Annotated in this window: 18 protein-coding genes; all 18 read right to left on the bottom strand. The window is 43.7% G+C overall.

The window, feature by feature from the left end; translation table 11 throughout:
- Nucleotides 1-73: 73 nt before the first annotated feature.
- Nucleotides 74-1,516 (bottom strand): hypothetical protein, encoded by a 1,443-nt coding sequence (locus tag QYB97_RS12535; protein ID WP_301166352.1) that lies wholly within the window; start codon nt 1,514-1,516, stop codon nt 74-76.
- A gap of 195 nt (nt 1,517-1,711) precedes the next feature.
- Nucleotides 1,712-4,567 (bottom strand): chitobiase/beta-hexosaminidase C-terminal domain-containing protein, encoded by a 2,856-nt coding sequence (locus QYB97_RS12540; protein WP_301166353.1) that lies wholly within the window; start codon nt 4,565-4,567, stop codon nt 1,712-1,714.
- Nucleotides 4,568-4,571: 4 nt separating this feature from the next.
- A complete protein-coding gene (locus QYB97_RS12545; protein WP_301166354.1) occupies nt 4,572-4,952 on the bottom strand; it encodes a hypothetical protein in 381 nt (126 codons plus the stop codon).
- 12 nt (nt 4,953-4,964) lie between these two features.
- Complete coding sequence (locus tag QYB97_RS12550; protein ID WP_301166355.1) at nt 4,965-5,171, bottom strand: hypothetical protein; 207 nt, start codon at nt 5,169-5,171, stop codon at nt 4,965-4,967.
- Entirely contained in the window at nt 5,171-7,459 is a 2,289-nt protein-coding gene (locus QYB97_RS12555; RefSeq protein WP_301166356.1) for a phage tail protein, read from the bottom strand. Before QYB97_RS12555 ends, QYB97_RS12550 begins: the two co-directional genes overlap by 1 nt.
- A gap of 11 nt (nt 7,460-7,470) precedes the next feature.
- The gene (locus tag QYB97_RS12560) at nt 7,471-8,301 is read right to left on the bottom strand and encodes a phage tail domain-containing protein (protein ID WP_301166357.1); all 831 of its coding nucleotides are present in this window, start codon (nt 8,299-8,301) and stop codon (nt 7,471-7,473) included.
- A gap of 12 nt (nt 8,302-8,313) precedes the next feature.
- Nucleotides 8,314-12,306, bottom strand: coding sequence for a phage tail tape measure protein (locus QYB97_RS12565; protein ID WP_301166358.1), 3,993 nt, complete (start codon nt 12,304-12,306; stop codon nt 8,314-8,316).
- Nucleotides 12,307-12,342: 36 nt separating this feature from the next.
- Complete coding sequence (gpGT, locus tag QYB97_RS12570) at nt 12,343-12,489, bottom strand: phage tail assembly chaperone GT (RefSeq protein WP_301166359.1); 147 nt, start codon at nt 12,487-12,489, stop codon at nt 12,343-12,345.
- Nucleotides 12,490-12,527: 38 nt separating this feature from the next.
- Nucleotides 12,528-12,872 carry a phage tail assembly chaperone G gene (gpG, locus tag QYB97_RS12575; protein WP_301166360.1) on the bottom strand — a complete coding sequence of 115 codons (345 nt, stop codon included), beginning with the start codon at nt 12,870-12,872 and terminating at the stop codon, nt 12,528-12,530.
- A gap of 47 nt (nt 12,873-12,919) precedes the next feature.
- The gene (locus QYB97_RS12580; protein ID WP_301166361.1) at nt 12,920-13,120 is read right to left on the bottom strand and encodes a hypothetical protein; all 201 of its coding nucleotides are present in this window, start codon (nt 13,118-13,120) and stop codon (nt 12,920-12,922) included.
- A gap of 3 nt (nt 13,121-13,123) precedes the next feature.
- Nucleotides 13,124-13,729 carry a major tail protein gene (locus QYB97_RS12585; RefSeq protein WP_301166362.1) on the bottom strand — a complete coding sequence of 202 codons (606 nt, stop codon included), beginning with the start codon at nt 13,727-13,729 and terminating at the stop codon, nt 13,124-13,126.
- Between the two features lie 13 nt (nt 13,730-13,742).
- A complete protein-coding gene (locus QYB97_RS12590) occupies nt 13,743-14,126 on the bottom strand; it encodes a DUF3168 domain-containing protein (protein WP_301166363.1) in 384 nt (127 codons plus the stop codon).
- Nucleotides 14,126-14,518 (bottom strand): hypothetical protein, encoded by a 393-nt coding sequence (locus tag QYB97_RS12595; RefSeq protein WP_301166364.1) that lies wholly within the window; start codon nt 14,516-14,518, stop codon nt 14,126-14,128. The genes QYB97_RS12590 and QYB97_RS12595 overlap by 1 nt, the downstream gene beginning before the upstream one ends.
- Entirely contained in the window at nt 14,515-14,883 is a 369-nt protein-coding gene (locus QYB97_RS12600) for a phage head completion protein (RefSeq protein ID WP_301166365.1), read from the bottom strand. The genes QYB97_RS12595 and QYB97_RS12600 overlap by 4 nt, the downstream gene beginning before the upstream one ends.
- Entirely contained in the window at nt 14,870-15,118 is a 249-nt protein-coding gene (locus tag QYB97_RS12605; protein WP_301166546.1) for a hypothetical protein, read from the bottom strand. The genes QYB97_RS12600 and QYB97_RS12605 overlap by 14 nt, the downstream gene beginning before the upstream one ends.
- Nucleotides 15,119-15,176: 58 nt before the next feature.
- Nucleotides 15,177-16,319 (bottom strand): phage major capsid protein, encoded by a 1,143-nt coding sequence (locus QYB97_RS12610; RefSeq protein ID WP_301166366.1) that lies wholly within the window; start codon nt 16,317-16,319, stop codon nt 15,177-15,179.
- A gap of 12 nt (nt 16,320-16,331) precedes the next feature.
- Complete coding sequence (locus tag QYB97_RS12615; RefSeq protein ID WP_301166367.1) at nt 16,332-17,150, bottom strand: head maturation protease, ClpP-related; 819 nt, start codon at nt 17,148-17,150, stop codon at nt 16,332-16,334.
- On the bottom strand, nt 17,147-18,289 hold the full coding sequence (locus QYB97_RS12620) for a phage portal protein (RefSeq protein ID WP_301166368.1): 1,143 nt from the start codon (nt 18,287-18,289) through the stop codon (nt 17,147-17,149). The genes QYB97_RS12615 and QYB97_RS12620 overlap by 4 nt, the downstream gene beginning before the upstream one ends.
- Between the last annotated feature and the right edge of the window lie 16 nt (nt 18,290-18,305).

Here is an 18,305-nt window from a genome sequence, read left to right on the forward strand (position 1 = left end):
CTTGCCCCCCTTCCTCTTTGTCCTAAAAAGAGAAATGGTCCATACAATTCCCCCTTTCAATACCGCCTGAATACTAGACATTTACTCCACTTGCATCCACCCAGACCTTTACACCTGCCTTTTCAACACAATAAATCATTTTGTTTAAAGTCGAATCATACAAGAAGTCACCAGGAACCCCTACAGGATTTTTTTTTGAAGGGAAGGCCATAAGAGCCTTATAAGTGTAATCTGTACCGCGCATTGTCATGATGTTGTCATCATCACTCATGGATAAGCCTAACCGCCATTCGTTAAATGTTGAAATGCCTGTATAGATTAGGTAATAGCGGTAATCAGCAAATACCAGGGTAGACCGGTATAGACCCTGGTTGTCCCATCTTTTAGAACCATAAGAGGGCAACATATAAAAATCTGATTGTGTCCAGTTAAGGCCATCCGTTGAAATGTAATGCGTAAGGATGCCATCTTTGGGCGTTGTGGTTTGGTCATTATGATTGTTAAGCATTTCATAATAACCGTTGAGCGGATTAACCATGATGTCCATATGCCAGGTCAGAAGATCAGCCCCGCCATCCCGTTTTAATGTCCCTTTATCGGTCCAAGTAGAGAAGTTATCGCCGCTTTCATAAAGCCTGATCTTACCATCTTCCATAACAAATAATTGATAAGTGGTTCCTTTTAAAATCACTACAGGACAAATTAATATACGAACATGCGGCGGGTTTAGTCCGTTTGTCGTTTTTACTAACTCAGGCGCTCCCCAGATTGAACCGTTTGAACTTGTAATTCTATAAATATTTTCATAGGTATCCCAAACTTCCCGGTAATACATTTCAAGTTTCCCGGTATTCGCGTTGTAAAGTAAATGGGTATCACTGTTGTAATATTTCATTGAGTTCAAACCGTTGTTCGGTGTAGGCACAAGCGGGTTTGAAGCTCCAGAAGGAGTCACCCACTTTATCATGTCATTTGATGCAGCAATACAAGGATTTTCTGCCCCGGGTTGAGCGTTTGGATATGGGGTATAAGCCATCCAAAATCTGAACCCATTCCAAGCAGTATCGAAAGCAATCACTTTTGGATGGATGGGCTGGTTTTTTCCGTCATTATTCGTTTCGATGAATAGCGGTATTTCGGCATTAGGGTTGTAATCCTGTACCTCATAGTTTGTATTCGGCAACACTTTGAAATCATTGCGCCGTTTGATATACCCATCAACAATGTTGTTTCCTTTCATCAGTACCCATTGTCCAAAAGAAAGAAGGGCTGAACTTCTCATAAACTTGATTCTGTTATCTTTAGGGACAATAAAGCTTAACCCTTCCCCATCTTTACCGCTTATGAAGTTGCCACTTGCATCCCAGTAAGTTATGGAACTACTAAAGTTTTTCTTATACTGCATACCTGGAACAGCCGGTATAAGATCCGTTGACCCATAACCGTTAAGAATGGTTAAAACACCGTCAGTCCCCCTGTAATATTTATCTTTGATGGGGAAATCAGGGTTGATCAAGTTGATATTTCCATCCTGGATATAAGAAAGGGATCCCCCGCTCCCTGTCCCCGGTGGACCCTGTGGCCCTTGTGGCCCCTGTGGTCCCGCCGGCCCTGTATCTCCTTTAGGTCCCTGTGGCCCCTGCGGTCCTTGTGTACCATTGCCGCCGCCAAGACTTTTCGTGCTACTCCAGCTCATTCAAACACCCCCTTTCTATAAATGTTCGATTTTAAAGTCATCGAATTTGCTGGCGTTGAGCGCTGTTATTCCATGTTTAGTAGAATCCAGGAAGCTGGCATCAGTTGTTGTGAAGATGCTTACATCATTTTTGAAAACTTCAATTGCTGGTCCGTTTGCAACAACAGAAAGTTTGTCACCGACTGCAAGAGAACTAGAGATAATCTGAACAGTATTCATGGTTCCGTCTACTTTCTTTTGGAAGTACACGCTTGAAGCTACCCGAACAATACGGAAATAGTTGTTGTCGTTTTTGAATCTCAACAATAAGCCGCTGTCTGCTGCTGCCTGTAGGATTGCAGATACTTTCACATTTGATGTACCCGCATCAACCCAGGCCGCCGCGTTTGCTCCTGGTGTGGTCATTTGATTTCCTGAAATACCCCAGGTTCCCGCTGTCACGTTCCAAGCTTGGCCGGTTGTCGCTGACCCAAGAACGGAAGCATCTGCGCGGTTAAAATCATCAGATACCAGTGTGGCCGGGTTAGATTTTGTAAAAAATACCGCTTTAAATAAGGATTGATTTCCTTTGCTATCTTTCGCAACTGCCCTTACTTGGGTATCTTGTGTTAAATTAAGCGGCCCGGAGTACACGTTGCTTTGCTCGGTTGGTGTACTTCCATCTGTCGTATAGTAAATCTTTGCTGATTTATCAGCGGTTATAGTGACCGTTTGACTGCTTGCAAAGGATCCACCTAAAGGAGTAATAGTGAGTAAAGGTGAAACATTATCATTTGCTAAAGCTGATACTTTAAAATCATCGAACCTAGTATTCATGGAATCTGTTCCAAGACCGACAATCTTACTGCTTATTAACGCGGTATCTGTTGCAGACATAGCAAGAACGTCATTAAGGTATACATTGATAGTTCCATCGGATTTATTTTCAATCTTCACCCTGTCATTTTCAGCAGGCGGGTAAGCTCCAGCTTGTTTCAATTGACTGTAAGTTCCATCAACCACTTTTGCGATTGTCCATATTCCGCTCAATTTTAGTAATGCGATTAAATTGTTTGTATCTACATAACGGATCATGACAGCATCGGTAGTTGAAGCAATGTCCATTTTACTCATTGTTACCTGAATCACGTAATCAGCAGCGGGCGCTTGTACTGTTACCGCTTTTCTGTAATGCGGCGCTGCTCCTGATTTGCTCACCAGGTATAATTGACCGTTGCTGATGCCATAAACACTGTCAGCAGGCTTTCCCCATGCTTGACCAGTCAACATGCTTCCCACATCAGAACCAGAGTTTGCGCGGTTGAAGTTATCAAATAAAGAACCATCGGCTGGCACTGTAGGTGTGCCTGTATCAATGTTTATGGTGTAAGCTACACTTTGAACTGCGGAACTGTTTCCTGCTGTATCTTTTGCGAAAAACTTTACTGTTGCCGAAGCAGAAAGAGTAAACGGCGCGGTGTATTTTGTGCTACTTGTGGTAGGTGTAGAACCGTTTGTCGTGTAATAAATATCCGCTGCCTCATTCGCTGATAATGTGATGGTCTGCGCTGCTGAGTAGGTTCCTGCCGCTGGAACAATTGATACTTCAGGAAATGTAGTGTCACCTGGTTGAACGTTAATAGTATAAACAGCAGTTTGAACAGCTGAACTATTCCCGGCGGTGTCTTTAGCAAAATATTTCACTGTGGTTGTTGCTGAGACAATAAATGGACCGGTGTATTTTTTGCTGGATGTTGTTGGTGTTGTTCCATCAGTGGTGTAATAAATATCTGCTGTTTCGTTAACAGAGAAAGAAACAGATTGCTGTCCGGTGTAAGTTCCTGCAGCTGGGTTGATTGTAACGGCCGGTGGTGTGGTATCAACTGGATCCGCTGGCACTGCTGTTGTAACAGTTAAGGAAGTTCCGCTTGCTACGTTCCCTGCATTATCCTTTGCTTTTACTGTGAAAGTGTACTGAGTCAATTTCGTCAGCCCTGTCACGTTATATAAAGCGCTTGTTACTGTGGCCAATAAAGTGGAACCGCGGTAAACTTCATAAGCTGCAACATCAGAGGATGAACTTGCTGTCCATGAAAGAGTTAAAGAAGTTTCTTTAATCGCTCCCGCTTGGAGATTTGTCACATTGTTTGGCGGTGTGGTATCAACTGGCCCCGGATCAGCTGGAGCAGGAGCCGGGTTGGGACTTGTTGATTTGTTATCATAAGGCGCTGTTACCAGTGCTTTGTAAGATCCAGAAGCTTCAATAACTATTTCTCTGAACGGTTTGAATAATTGTTCAAATGCTTCACCGGCATCCACTTTAATATCAAATGTCCCTATCCGAACAGTAAGAGCCGCTTCCCCTTTATTGATAACGGCAAAGCCATACATTCCTTTAGCAAACTGTTTTGTGATATTTGTTGAGCCTTCCCATTCTTCCTCCACTACAAAAAGAGGCATCTCATTCATCCCCCCTGTCCCTGGTCCCGGAACAACAGGCGCAAAAGCAAGATCCTTCAAAGCCCTATCAACATAAAAGGAGAACTTTGAAACGCCCATTGACTGGCCATTTGAATAATAAACATTTATTTCGCCTTTTGCGGATCCTGAATGCTCAATTTCTTCTTGCAGAATATAATCAGCAATTCCATTAATCGGATCAACAATATAAGCTTCTTTTTCAAAAACCGCCCCATCACCCATCTGCAAAAAAATCTTGACAGTTGCAGCGGAACTCAAAGGCAATGGAGCGCCATCTTTCATGATTTCAAAAACAAGTTTGGCGGTCCCGCTGTCTTGAGTAGTGAACTGGATGTTTGTGTTATTAATGGGGGTTTTTCTGGTGGAAACATTGGCTTTTATTGTACCGACTTTAAAAATTTCATTTGCCATTTATTCAACCCCCTCCTGATAATCTTTCCAAGCGTTCCAAGCGCTCAAGAAGATTAAAGATGTCTTGATCAGTTGCGTCTAATCGAGCCTTTAATGTGTCATGATTTGTTACTGTCCTGTTTCGCTCTGTTCTGGATCTTGCTTGTGCTGCTTCAATAGATGAGTCCCCGGAAAGAACCAGGTTGTTCACTTGAGTTTGAATGTTCTTCTGTGTTGAGAGATATTCCAGCAACAAGCTCTCCATTTCAACTTGTTTCCCCTCAAGTTCTTGCTGATCCAGGGTATTTTTCTCAGTGCTTTGCTTCAGTTGATTTTGTTCAGCAACGTTTTCATTGATGGTATTTCTAAAATCCCGATTAAAATTAGAGCCCACTTCTTTTGCCATCCCATCACCTCCCTACTCTTCCTGGCTTCCTTCGCTGTCCTTTTCTGCCAATTGTTTTTTCAGTTCCTCAATCTCAGCATCCTTTTCTTTTAACTGCTCCTCAGATTGTTTCATGGCAATTTCCAGCTGGGCATGAGCTAAATCAAGATCAAGAGCCAACAGTTCAGCTCTTTTTGAAGTTTTTCCTAGTGCTACTTTAACGACTTCTAACTCATTCATTATGAGGCCATCCCCTTTAAGTCATTGATTTCTTTTTGAAGATCATTCACTTTTCCTATCACTTGCTGCAATCCGCGCAAAATATAACTGCTGTAAGGATATTGGCTGATGGTTGTGTCATCACTGCCCTTTATTTCTTCTGGAGCTTCATCAACTAAAACCCCCAGCTGCAGTTTGCTGTCCGGATCATCTGTGGTCATTCGATATTGATAAACATTCATGTTTTCAATGATAGGAAGGACATCCTGATCAAAAACTTCAATGTCTGTCTTCAATTCGCGCAATGACTTATTTTCAAAGGAATAGGCCCAAACAGGACGGTAAATATCAGACATCCCTTTATTAACCACTTTCAACACGCCATCACAACCGATATAAAAATTCTCTGTTGAAGTGATGAATGCCGTTCCCCATATGTCCCCGGCTCTTAAATTTCGATAAATCGGATCTAAAGTTCCCTGAGCGGTCCCTTTGGCAACTACATTCAAGAAACTATCAGTACCAATCCAGGCGCTTTCTGTTCTGGTTATAAAAGCAGTTCCATAAAACTCCCCGCCACGAATATTCCGGTAAATGATTGAACCGTCATCTCGGACAAAACCAGTTGAAGTAATCCTCAATTCACCATCTGTTCCGATGTATCCATTGGCTCCAGGTCCGAATCTCAAGCCTAAAGCCCTGATTGGCCGATAAGTGTAATTTTCTGCCACACCATCAGAAGGGATGCTGTTTACATTAACGATACGGACTTCATTATTGGAATCAGGCGCGATATATACATTTGCATTACTGGTCCCTAAAGCAGCACTTGTCACCAGCAATTTATCCATTCTGAACCGTTGAGATCCATCCGCTGTATTGTAGCCGTATATTCCATCAGGACTGATCGATACATTCCGCCCGGTATTGATATGGTTGAGCTTCATGTTTCCAGACTCAACAAAGAACTCAGTCTTTTTATCAGTTGATTGAAAGGTGCTACCGACAATATCAACCCCGGAAATCAAAACCCCGCGCAAGGTCCCGGCTGTAATGACATCGGCCACCATTCCCTTGCCGGTTATTGCAGTTCTGAACGTGTTTCCACCGTCAGAACTAATCCCGATCCCTGCTGAATTGAATAACACGATATTGTTAGGGTTGTTCTGTTCTCTGGCAATAATGCCATTGTCAAAGACAAGTTCCGTTTGCGCTCTTTTCAGGTCTTCAGTGGCTTGTCTTACTGCTTCATCAAGAGCGCTATACGGCAACGGCTTTTTCCCTGCAAGAACGTCATTCATGTCTTTAATAGCGGATGAAATGTTTGATTGATACCTTTTTGTCAGACCTTCAGAGCCGAAAGTGACATTGAGATCCAAGACATTGCCCAGCCAATCCTTTACGATGACGAGATTGACAACCCTTACCTCTTCATTCAGTCCAATCCGTTCATCAATTAGAAAAACCCTGTCACCGGTTTCCGGTTGGGCCAGGGGATAGTTCTGTCTTCTCAGTTCTTGTAAATCAGCGGACACGCTTATTTTTAGCGATTCATCAACAAGCTCTTTGAGTGAAGCGTCCATCGTTGCTGCAACAGTGATCCGTCCGTCATAGATGGGAGGAGCATGTCTGATCCCGATGATAGAGGCCAGAGGGGATGTGTAAGTCCTTTTTAACTTCGCATTCGCCTCATCCCCTTCATCATAGTTTCCAAAGCCCTTCGCATACGTCCAGTATGCTGAGGCATCCGCTTCATGAACAATATTTGAAGCGTTCAACCTGTGACGGTACATAAAAGATGTATCTCGGCCAACCCTGGCCTGTAAATAAACTACAGTACCGGTCAACTTGAACTCTGCGCCATAGCGATCCAGACCATCTTTGAATAGCCCTAGTTTAGTTTCGCCTTTTCCCCATCCTTCCCAGTCTTGGGAGCCAAACGCATCAACCAAGACAAACGTGAACCCAGTATCTTTGAAAAGAAGGTCAAAATAAAAGGCTGCTGTCATGCTGCGATTGTACTCTTCATAAATCCGGTCTGAATCAAAGACATCAAAGAACATAGGGATCGCTTTCACTTCAGCAGTTAATAAATCACCTTCACCCTTTTTTCTTGCGTAAACAATTCTGTAGGTGGTTCCTTCATCGTCTACAACTTGCCACATGTTAGTAAGGTTTTGAAGGAATTGCAGATTGACCTTATTCGGCTGCGCGGTAAAGGAAAGGACTTGATTTCCGTTAAGCTCATATTCCATTGTGGAAGTGGCCTGGAGCATATATTCATTTCCGGATAAATCTCTCACATGCATATGCTCACCCCCTATGAGTAGTAAAAACGGAAATCAAATTCAATTTTGGCGCTGGTTGCACCTGTGAGAGAAAAACTATTCCATCCCGGATCCAATTGGATAAAGGTCTTGTTGGTATCGCGTAAATACTCCAGGCTGTTGGATGTCACCCGCGGCCCATCTATCACAAGCTTTTCTGAATTAGAAACAGCTTTATTTGCTTTGAATATGGTTCCATTCGTGTTGTTTTTCAACTGGAGAAAGGAAGTAGACCCTGCTACCTGGCTGATAGTTATTTTTAAATCTTGTTGAAAAGGGTGAATCGGTTCCGTCCCAGCATTGAAGATATTGAAACTAGTTGCCGTTACCGTATAAACAAGGCTGTCATCTAATAACCCCATACCATGACCCCAAAGCTCCTCATTGACAATCCCAGCTCTTTGAATATCCTGGGTTTTCCCGATGGATTCTGCAAAAGGAAGGGAAGGCATATTGCAATTAATATTTGCTGTTGCCAATCGGCGGTTATTATCAAACCGTTCAGGGATGAAAGGTTCATCAGGTGAAATCAAGTACCGCTTTCCTTTTTGGTACTCTTCAGAGATGTAAAGTTCTCCACGCCTGAACATGGCAAAGACTTCATCTCTCAGCAACCTGTAATCCTTTGCGTCTCTAGCTTTTAACAAAAGTTTTAATTCCACATCTCTGGAGCCATAAGTGAACCCTTTATTAATTGACCCATGCACACCTTCCACTTTTTCAGACACCCGCTCTTTTTGGATCGATGAAATAAAAATATCCAGAGGCTTTACACCGTCTGGAAAGGTCAATAAGTTCATGTTTTTGTCATAGACCAGGAACAATGTAAAACCTCCTTAAAAGTATTTTTTGACCGTTGCTGTCAAAGCGTTTGAACCGTTCACGTAATCAGCCAGTTGATCACCGTTAACATAAAGATTGCTGTCCTTTTTCAAAAGTTGCATCAAGATTTGATTCTGCTGCAAAGTGGCTGATAATAATTGCTGTAAAACGGAATCATCTTGACCGCCAGGATTAGGCAGCTGTTGAGGCCGTTTATTCCCTTGAATGTCTCTGCCAGCCAAAGCCAGCAGCTTCATGGCATCTGTGCGCCTTTTCGGATCAGTCGGGATGATATATTCAGGGAACCCACCTTCAGCAAGGTTGTACAGGCCGTTTTTCCTGATGAGTCCTCCTGTTTCGTACTTGCGGCCACCGCGCGGACCCCAACCGCGTCTTCCATACGGCAAGTCTCTTCTCCAGGTTGTATTGTTGAAAAACGCAAGAAGCTGGTCATATCCGGAATAAATATTTTTGTGGCCCTTAACGGAATAGGCGCTGAATGTTTGCGGGATGTACTGGAGCAATCCGCGGGCTGGGTTTCCATTTAATGTGTTGATGTCACGTACTGCAGAGCTTTGAATGATTCTTTGATTCCCGCCTGACTCCCTTTGAATCTGAGCAATAATCCCCTGTACTTGTGCTGGAGTGATTGCTTCACCCATAGCAGCAGCCGCTTTAAGGATCATACCGCGCCAAGCAGATGCCCCGCCTTTGATGTTAGGAGCAGCACCGCCACCAAACCCGAAAAACCCGCCCATGTTGTCCATTTTCTGCTTCAGCCATTTTAGGGCCAAGTCTTTCACGATGGACAAAGGACTTTTAATCTTTGTGATCCATTTAGGAAGGACGGAATCAGAGACATTAAACATGCTCATCCCTTTATCTAATAGGGTTTTTGGCCCTTTCATTGCCCAGTCAAAGAATTTACCAATGCCGCTTTCATAGCCTGGTAAACCATAACTTTTCAGGAGTTTTTCAGTCTGTCGGTTTGGAAGGACACTGGAACCTTTTTTCAGCCATCTGACTTCCGGACCGCTGTTGCCTGATAGATAAGTTCCGATTCCCGGCTCATGAATAAGCTCTCTGCCTTTTTCGGAAGTGATGGCTGGTCCGTTTATAGGATGCCCGCCAGCAGGAGTACCTTTGGCATAGCCAGCAATCTGATCTCCACCCTGCCGCACATGCACACTGGATGTTTTTTTCTTGGCTGGCTTCTTCACTTTCATCCCCAACTTGTCATAGACCCAGTTGAAGAACTTATTAATGCTGTCCCACATCTTATCAAAACCGTTTTTCACTTTGCCGGTTTCCCAGTTGATTTGATCAGCATGACCTTTGGCTTGAGCTTTGGCCTCAGACACTACTTTTTTATGCATGTCTTTGGCTTTTGAAACTGCTGAATCGCGTTGGCGCTTGGCCTCTTTGATCAACTTATCTGCTTGAGCTGCAGAAATAGTTCCGGTGACATCTCTCTCCCGCTCAATTTCGCGCTTTACTTTTTCATACTTATCATTTGCTTCTCTTACTGCGCCCTTCTTAGCTTTCAAACTGTTTTCAACAGTTTTCGCCGCTTGGAGAGCAGTAATCCTTCCGGAATCATTTTTCAGGCGGCCCATGATGATCTTTTGTTCCTGAGCGCTTTTAGACATAGCGGAAACGGCATTCCGCTGCATGTTTTCCTGAATCGTATTGATTTGAATGCGTTCCTCATCCGTCAAAGCCCGCTTTTCATTCTTTGCACGATTCATGATCTTTTTGATTTCTGCTTCCTGAAGTTGAACAGTCTTTTTCTGGTTTTCATAACGTTTAGTGGTATTGTCTAAAATCTGCTGCTCTTCAGTTTTTGAAAGTGCCTTACTGTTCGCAAAATAATCACTCAAAAATCCATAACTCTTATCATAGTTTGTTTTAAGAGTGCCGGTGATCTTGCCGCCCATTTTCGAGAAGATAGCAGTCATGTCATCCGCATTCTTCTGGGAGATGGTTGTCCCGGACCAGTAAAGTTCATTCAGTTCTGTAGTAGCATCATCATTAAGCTTTTTATAGCTCAATACCGCTTTATCAGTGGACTTGGACACCTTGCTTCCGAACGTATCGATAGAAGGGATCAACTTTTCACTCATATGTTTATGGAGCTTGATACCACCTTCAACCAGTAAAGGTATACCTACAGAAGCAAGTAGACCAATCGGGCCGCCTAAAGCTCCCACCCCTATCCGGGCTATGCTTAGAACCCTGCCAAATTTACCGAACGTGCCAACCGCTCCAAGCACTTTCCCACCTAAACCAGCCAACTTCCCGCCTGTACTTCCGACAGCTCCACCTAAACCGCCAGCAACCTTACCAGCTGCCTGCGCACTTCCTGAGAAACGTCCTAAACCGCCTACGATGAATTTCAAGCCGCCTGCCAGCCCCGACACGACACGAAACAAGCTCCCGACACCAAACACAAGGGGACCGATGGCCGCCGCTGCTGCACCTAAACCAATGACCCATTCCCTTTGTTTCGGATTCAAGTTATCCAGAAAGTTGTTAAACTTCCCGACTGCATCAGAAATCATAGGAAGGAAATCAGAACCGATCTTCAGCAATTCAGATCCAATCGGGACCAGAGCTTTTTGGAACTTTCTCCAATCCTGCTCAAGCCTTGCAGCATCATTGTTTTTCAGGGATTTATTCAGTTTTTCAGTGGCTCCATTCACTTCGCCAATGGCATCTTTGGAAGTGTCCATTGAAAGAATAACTTTACTCTTCACATCTTCCCATTGAGTACCAAACAAAGCCACACCAGCCTGGTTCTGCTTGTATGGATCTTTCATCGATGCTAGACCGGCGATAGTGGCAGCAAAGGCTTTCTTGGCATAGTCACCTCCCTGAGCGAATTGTTCACCCATTTTGTCAGCATCTAAACCAATAGCCTTAAAACCATCTTTTGTTGTTTTGGAACCATCAATTACCCGGATGCTCAGTTCCTTGACAGCATCCCCGACTTTATCCAGGTTGAAAGCACCGTTTTGCGCTCCCTGGATAAGAAGGTTGAGCATATCATCAGCAGACATCCCCAAAGAAGCGAATTGTGGAGCGTACTCATTGAGGGTGTCTAATAATTCCCCGGAATAGTCCCCACCTTTTTGAAATCCTACCGTCATGATGTCAAAGGCTTTGGTACTGCTGATTTGAAAGTTATCCATCAGGGTTTTGGCTGTTCGGGTGGACTCATTCACATCCACCTGAAAGGCTTCATTCAGGCCCAAAGCATCCTTTGTGATCTTCTTCAGATCAGTGTCATTGATCCCTTTGATGTTCCGTTTGATGGTGGTCAGTGTATCTCGGACTTCTTCAGTACTTTGACCAAAGCCCTCTTGCCAAACCTTTTTAACGATGTCATTCAGGCCCTTTGCTTCCTTACCCGTAACCCCTAGTTGTGCCTGAATGGTCCCCTGTGATTTTTGGAAATCACTTGCAGACCTGAGCGCCCCTACTCCAAATCCGACAATAGGCAAGGTGATGGATTGAGTCATATTCCTTCCAAGGTCTTTGAAATGATTCCCGGTATCACCCATCTTTTGCTGGAAATCTCCGATGCTGCGGCTTGCGATTTTCCATTTATTATTGGAATCTTGCTGCTGTTTCTTGAACTTCTGCAGCTGGTCTTCTGTACGGCCCACACTCCGTTTGAGATCATTCAAAGCAGAAACTTCATGGTTGTAGCTTTTGGCAGCCTTCTCCGCTTCTTTGGAGCCAGCACCATGTTCCTTTACCATTTTTTCATAGGCAGCGCGGGATTCCTGTGTAATGCGTTTCTGTACTTCCAACTTTTTGTTCAACCCACTTAATGTGGATTGATATTTCTCAACGGATTGATCCCCGCGGTCAAAAGCAGAAAGGTTGGCTTTCATTTCACTGTTAACAGTTTTTAGCTTGTCTTTCAGGCCCTTTAATCCGCGGTTGAGGGCGGTTGAGTCCAGGTCCAGGTCTATGGATAATCCAGGGATTCTATCTTCCATGTTCTCCCTCCCTTCTTCTCCAAACACGAAAAATCCTTAACCACCGAATGCAGCGATTAAGGAGTCAGTTTCTTTTGGTTGGTTTTTTTCACGTAAAATTTCAATTAAGAAGTGGTAAGGCATACTTAAAATTTCATTGATGTCCTTGCCTTCGTTCATCATGCTGAGGATGAGTTTGTCCATATACTCTTTTTGTTTCTGAGGAGAAAAATCCTCATCCGTTAATTCTTCTTCTCCAAAAACTTTTTTGTTTCTTCGGTTTGATACCCCTGAGAAACAAAAAGAATCTGATCTTGAAGGACCTGGTAAGCGCTTGGAGCATGAAGTCCGCTGTATAGCTGCTCTTTAGTGAACTGACCCTTATAAATTTTGTTGGCCACAAAATACATGTACTTCTCAAGCAATTCTTTCTCATTAGCGTTTTCGGACAATTCTTGCTCCAGGTCCAGCGCCTCATAGACAACAGAAAAAGGAATGAAAACAGGAGTTAAAAACTTTTCTGTAATGACTTCGCCCTCTTTAACGTCTGTTACAAGTTCAATCATGTTTCTCTTCAAGTTTGCCATTTTCCACATTCTCCTTTTCATAAAAAAAGAGCAGACGCTTTTTGCGCCTACTCTTCCACAATTTTAATAACTGGTATACCACGTTTGTTTTCTGAGGACAGAAGCTCATCAATCCGCTTTTGAGGGATCTTTTTGTTGGCCGGGATCGGATAAGTGTCACCTTTGTGATATATCTTGTCCTGGTCCTTCAGATCCTTAAAGTCTTCAATGACTTCATACTTTGGTTTCTGTTTTTCAGAAGCAGCCATCAGTTATACCCCCTCTGGAGCGCCCGGGTAAGGCTTGCCAAAGATCGCCTGAAATAAAGCATCACGCTTGACGGTTTCACCTTTATTATCTGAACCTGTAACAACAGATTTCGGATTGGCAAAGCCGGTCACTTCCCTATCCATAAATTCAGCTGAGATTTCATCATTTTGGAACTCAAGGCCGTCCTCTTTTGTCTGACCGGCGATATTGGACCGCATGAACTTCCCTTTAGGCAGCCCAACCCATTCTTTTGAGCCATCGTTTCGGGTTTTGGCAAATACACAAGCCACATATGGGGGATCATCCTCCCCGCCGTATGCATCTAAACCGTCTGCAGTGGATTCCAGCCCAAAAAGGACCCTTTTATCCTCACTAGGCAACTTGTGAAAGGCTCCAGATACATTCGTGTTACCACTGGATACTCCCATTTCAGCAGTCACATTGTCACCGTATGCCCTAACAATTTCTTGAGGCATTTCAACAGTGATGTTCTGAAGAAATTTTACACGCTCAATTTCACTGTCTGCATTAACTTCAGTTTCGTCCAAAGTGGCATAATAAAATTCACTTACACCCACCGTTGCTCTATAATTCTTGTTTTCTGCCATTTCCGTCACTCCTTCAAATGGTTACATCTTCCCTGTATACTTTACCCCTGTATTGGCGGGCATCCCGATATATTCCGGTTTCGCGGTCATATTCGTTCATGCCGCTTCCTTGAGAAAAACCGATCTTCCACATAGCTTGTTGAACTTTAGAAGAAAGCTCTGCTGTAGCCAACCGGTTTTTTGTCCAAACTTCTATTTGCACTAAATAATCTTCCGTTAACCAGGTTTCATCAGCAAAGTCTTTCGGAATCGGGACATCTAATGGATCAATAACAATATGAGCATCTTCCACATCATCAGTGGCCGGGAATTGATAGTACTTAATTCGGCCAGCAACTTTTTCCTTGATGTGGTCATCTGCTATCAGTGCATTGTAAATAATAGTTAAAATGTCCATTAGATCCCCGCCTTTAGCTTTTTCTTGATGGCTTCGCGATAAGCAGCCTCGGCATTTCTCATCGCCCTGGCAATGGCTCCTTTACCTTTTGGGTTTGGATTCTTCACTGTGCCAAACTCATTCAAATGGATGATCCTATACCGATCCTTTGGCCCTTTCCAATGGACTGAGATGGCCCGGACATTGCCGACCCATACCGGTTTTGAAATAGTGATTTCCCTTATAGATTCACCGGTATCTTTAAACTTTTCAAACTCCCTTTTCAGCTCCTTGACAAAAACCTCTGCGCCACTGTGAAGGGCTTGATCAGTAAGCAAAGTCATCTTTGCTTTACCAAACTTCTTGTCCAGCGCTGCCATCAGTTCCTTTTCCCCTTTTACTGTTACGCTCATTCTGTCAACCCCGCGATAATGTTAATATATCCCCGGCTTTGTAAGTCTGGTTGAACAGCTTTAATGTTATAGCGCTTATCTTTGTAAAAGGCATCATCAATAGATAGATAGTGCTTGTTTGAAGGTTTAAAATCTCCCATTGGATCTCGGATGGTCAACGTCACATCCGACAAAGTACCATTTGACTTAGCAAGTTCTAAATCCCTGAGCCATACTTGATCAACCTTGGCCCAGCAGCGGTAAAGCTCTTCCTTCTCGGCTTCCCCCGGTTCCGGACCATCGTTAGGCTGATATTTATAAAAAATTATCGGCGTTCTCAGTTCCCCGGTACTCACTCTGGGCGGCTTGTATTTAAACGGCTGCATCCGGATCATCCTCCTGGGTTGCAATCGACAAAGCCAAACTGTTTATATCAGATAAAAAGTTTTCGTTGAAATACTCCAGGGCATCTCCATAAAGATACCGCGTCCGCTCAAAAACAAGTTCTTTAGCCGATTCATTTTTTTCAATGTCAAACGGACCGCACATCCTGCGAATGGCAGCAATAGAAAAGGATAACAACCTTTTTAAGTTGTCATCCTCATCATGGGTAATATGCATCCGCTCTTTGAACTCCTCCAGTAGATTGTTGCTTATCAATCTACATCACCGCCTAACTTTATGCCCCGGCTGGCTCAAGATCAGCAATATTGAGATTATAAACCGCTGTGGCATTGTTATCCCGCGCCTTACCGTTTGCAAACTGCTTGATAGTGTAAAGCGTTGCATCTTCCATCGCTAAAGTCTGATCAAATTTCTTGAGCTTGTAACCGCCTGCGATAACAGCAAGGTATTGCCCTTGAATAAAGAAAATGATTTTTCCTTCAGGAACAAACTCACTTTCAACAATCTGCGGATTGAATGGAAGGTTGGTCACATAAACCCCATTGGAATTTTGCACTGTGGCAGATGCCTGGATGTCAAAGCTGTCAAACGGATTCACAACCATGACAATCTTACCCGCTACTTTTCGGGCTTTGCCTTTTGCATCAGTTGAAAGTTTCTTGACAACGTTCTTCAATTCCAAAATGGTTTTGCGTCCTGGCTCAAAAGTAAGAGTCCCAGCAGATGCCTTGTCCTGATAAACTCCACCTGTAACAGCTGCATCCAGGTCCTTGATCAAGCCGATAGGCTCGTCCTTACCAGTACCGATCACAAAGGCTTTTTCCAGACCAACAGAGATGACTTCCACAATGATTGTGCGGACATAGCGCTCAATCCATTCTGGTCCAAGGTCAAACATGTCATTAGGCACAACAGCAAAAGCAGTGAGCTTCAATTGAGTGATGGTTTCTTCACTGAAAGAAGCGCCAACTTGCCCTTTGATGTCACCAAACAATTTCCCCCATACTGCCGCACCTTCCGGATCAGAAGTAATAATCCTGGTCAGTGGTCCAAGATCCTGCAAGCCGATGGCAGTAAGAAGAGGATGCTCAGAAGTAAGGTCTTCAAATACCCTCACTTGAGTAGTTTCCGGAAGGATGGACTCTTCATCAAAGCCTTTCTTGTCAATGGCATTCTGGAAAAATGCGGTTTCCTCAGAAGTCAGGACGTTTTGTCCGCGATTCTGAAGGATTGAGCGGTCCATCATATCCGCTTGTGCTTTTACAACAGCCGCACTGACCACTTCATCTTTTAAAACGTTGAGATAGTTGTCAAACGCTTTTTCCTGCTCCTCCGCGCTTGCTCCTTCAACCATCGTTTTCGCAAGAACTGATTTAGCCTCCTTAAAAGCCTCAGTTCTGTTAAATTTGATTGTCATATAAATAACCCCCTATAAATTTAAAAAGAACCCTCTCAGGTGATTCTTTGCCGCCTGAGCAGCATTGGAATCATTTTGAGTAGGTTCTTCATCTTCTGGTTTTGGTTGTTCTTCAGGTTTGATACTGTTTAGCATCTCTTCTTTAAATTCGGCAAACATCTTTTTGACTGTTTCTTCAGTCAGAGCGTTTGCCTGTGGAATGGCTGCAGCTGGATCTTGCTGCTTGAGCATCCCATTCCGGATCCCATTAATGACTTCTTCAGGGATTAGATTGGTTGGACCGCTGCTGGCAGCAAATTTGACCTGATCTTCAAACATAATTTCATCAATCAAGCCTTTCTCAAGTGCATCCTGTGGAGTCAGCCAGGTTTCCTCATCCATCATGGACTTAATGTCCTCATCAGACATCCCGCTTTTTATGCGGTAAGCATTGGCAATCGTTTTATTGACCACCTGGAGCATTTGAGAAGCTTTGTCCATGCTGCGATAATCACCCTGGTTGATGGTGCTGGAATTGTGAACCATCATTTGAGCGGTTGGGGACATCTTCACGCGGCCGGCCATCGCGATGACGGAAGCTGCTGAAGCGGCCATTCCCACAATTTTGGATTCCACATCTCCCGCGTAATCCATAAGCATGGTATAAATCTCAGAGCCAGCATGTACCGACCCGCCGCCACTGTTGATGATCACTTCAAGATCAGAACCGTCAGCAGTTTCAATTTCCTTTGATACACTCAAAGGGCTGGTTGCTTCCATGCCAAACAGATCATATATCCATTGGACATCACTTGGAATAATGGCTCCTTTTATGTTCACCTTATGCCTCATTCGTTTTCACCTCCTTTAAGCGCTTCAGAGCTTTCTTGATAGTTTTTGGTAATGAAGTACTTGTCCAGCAATGGATCATCCACCCTTTCAAAGCCTGCCTCTTCGCGCAAGTCATTGCTGCTGAACCCTCCAGAAGAAATCAACTTATCGAATGCAACCGCGATCTCAAAAATATTGACATAGGATGCCGGTCTTATTTGAAGTTTGCGGCCGGCAAGGAAGTCATCTCTTTCAATCACCTTCGCATTCAGTTCATCCGTCAGGTGGTTCAGGATCGGTTTGATGCAGAAGTTCATATAACTGGTAGTTACCTTGTCTATGTCCGTTGTATCTCCGCGAATCATAGCCAGCGGGATGCCCAAAGCCCGGGCCACATGGTCCATGAATCCTCCTGTGACCTTATTGACCTCATCCACACTCTGCAGCTGGGTTGTGTTTGTCATTTCGTTATACTTATAACCCTTTTGCTGAGGAATAATGGCCACCGGCTTATCAGAAAAAGCCTGGTAAAGCTTATCAATGTAAGTTTGGATTTTTTGCTGCTTCTCTTCGTTCAGTTCTGTGATGGCTTCAATGTCCACCACGCCCCTGATTTGATTCTTCCGTTTTTGGAACTCCAAGATTCTTCCGAACAGTTCACCGTAATCAGTGAAAAGACTGTCTATCAGTTTTGTCAGGTTCTCATTCGCATACTGTAAGTAAATGACTTCAGAGTTTTGGAAGGAGCGTGTAAATTTAAAGCCCTTCACCTCTACCTCTTTGAAGACATCATCCACCATCGCAAACCCGACCCGAACAAAGGAATCAGCAATTAACATTTGTTTGTCATCCGTTACGATGATCAAGCATTCATTGTTATTGATTAACTTATGAGTGACCGTTTGCCAGAAATAGCTTGCTGTTGTGTTAACGTTTGGCCGCAAGTTCAAAGAGTAATACAGATCATCCTTGAGGATTTTTTTCTTGTCATCTTTCACATAAAAATGCGATTGACTGATGGTCCTTGCAATCATCCCAGTACAGACTTGAAGAGCCAGTTGCTTTAAGTGGATCCGCTTGCTGGTGTCCTGGATCAATTCAAAATCAAACATAAAATCAATCTCTTTGTTTTTGCCTAAGATATAGCTGATCAGTCCCAATATCTCACCCCCTTTC

It is taken from the genome of Fictibacillus fluitans (assembly GCF_030418125.1).
GTDB classification, from domain to species: domain Bacteria; phylum Bacillota; class Bacilli; order Bacillales; family Fictibacillaceae; genus Fictibacillus_C; species Fictibacillus_C fluitans.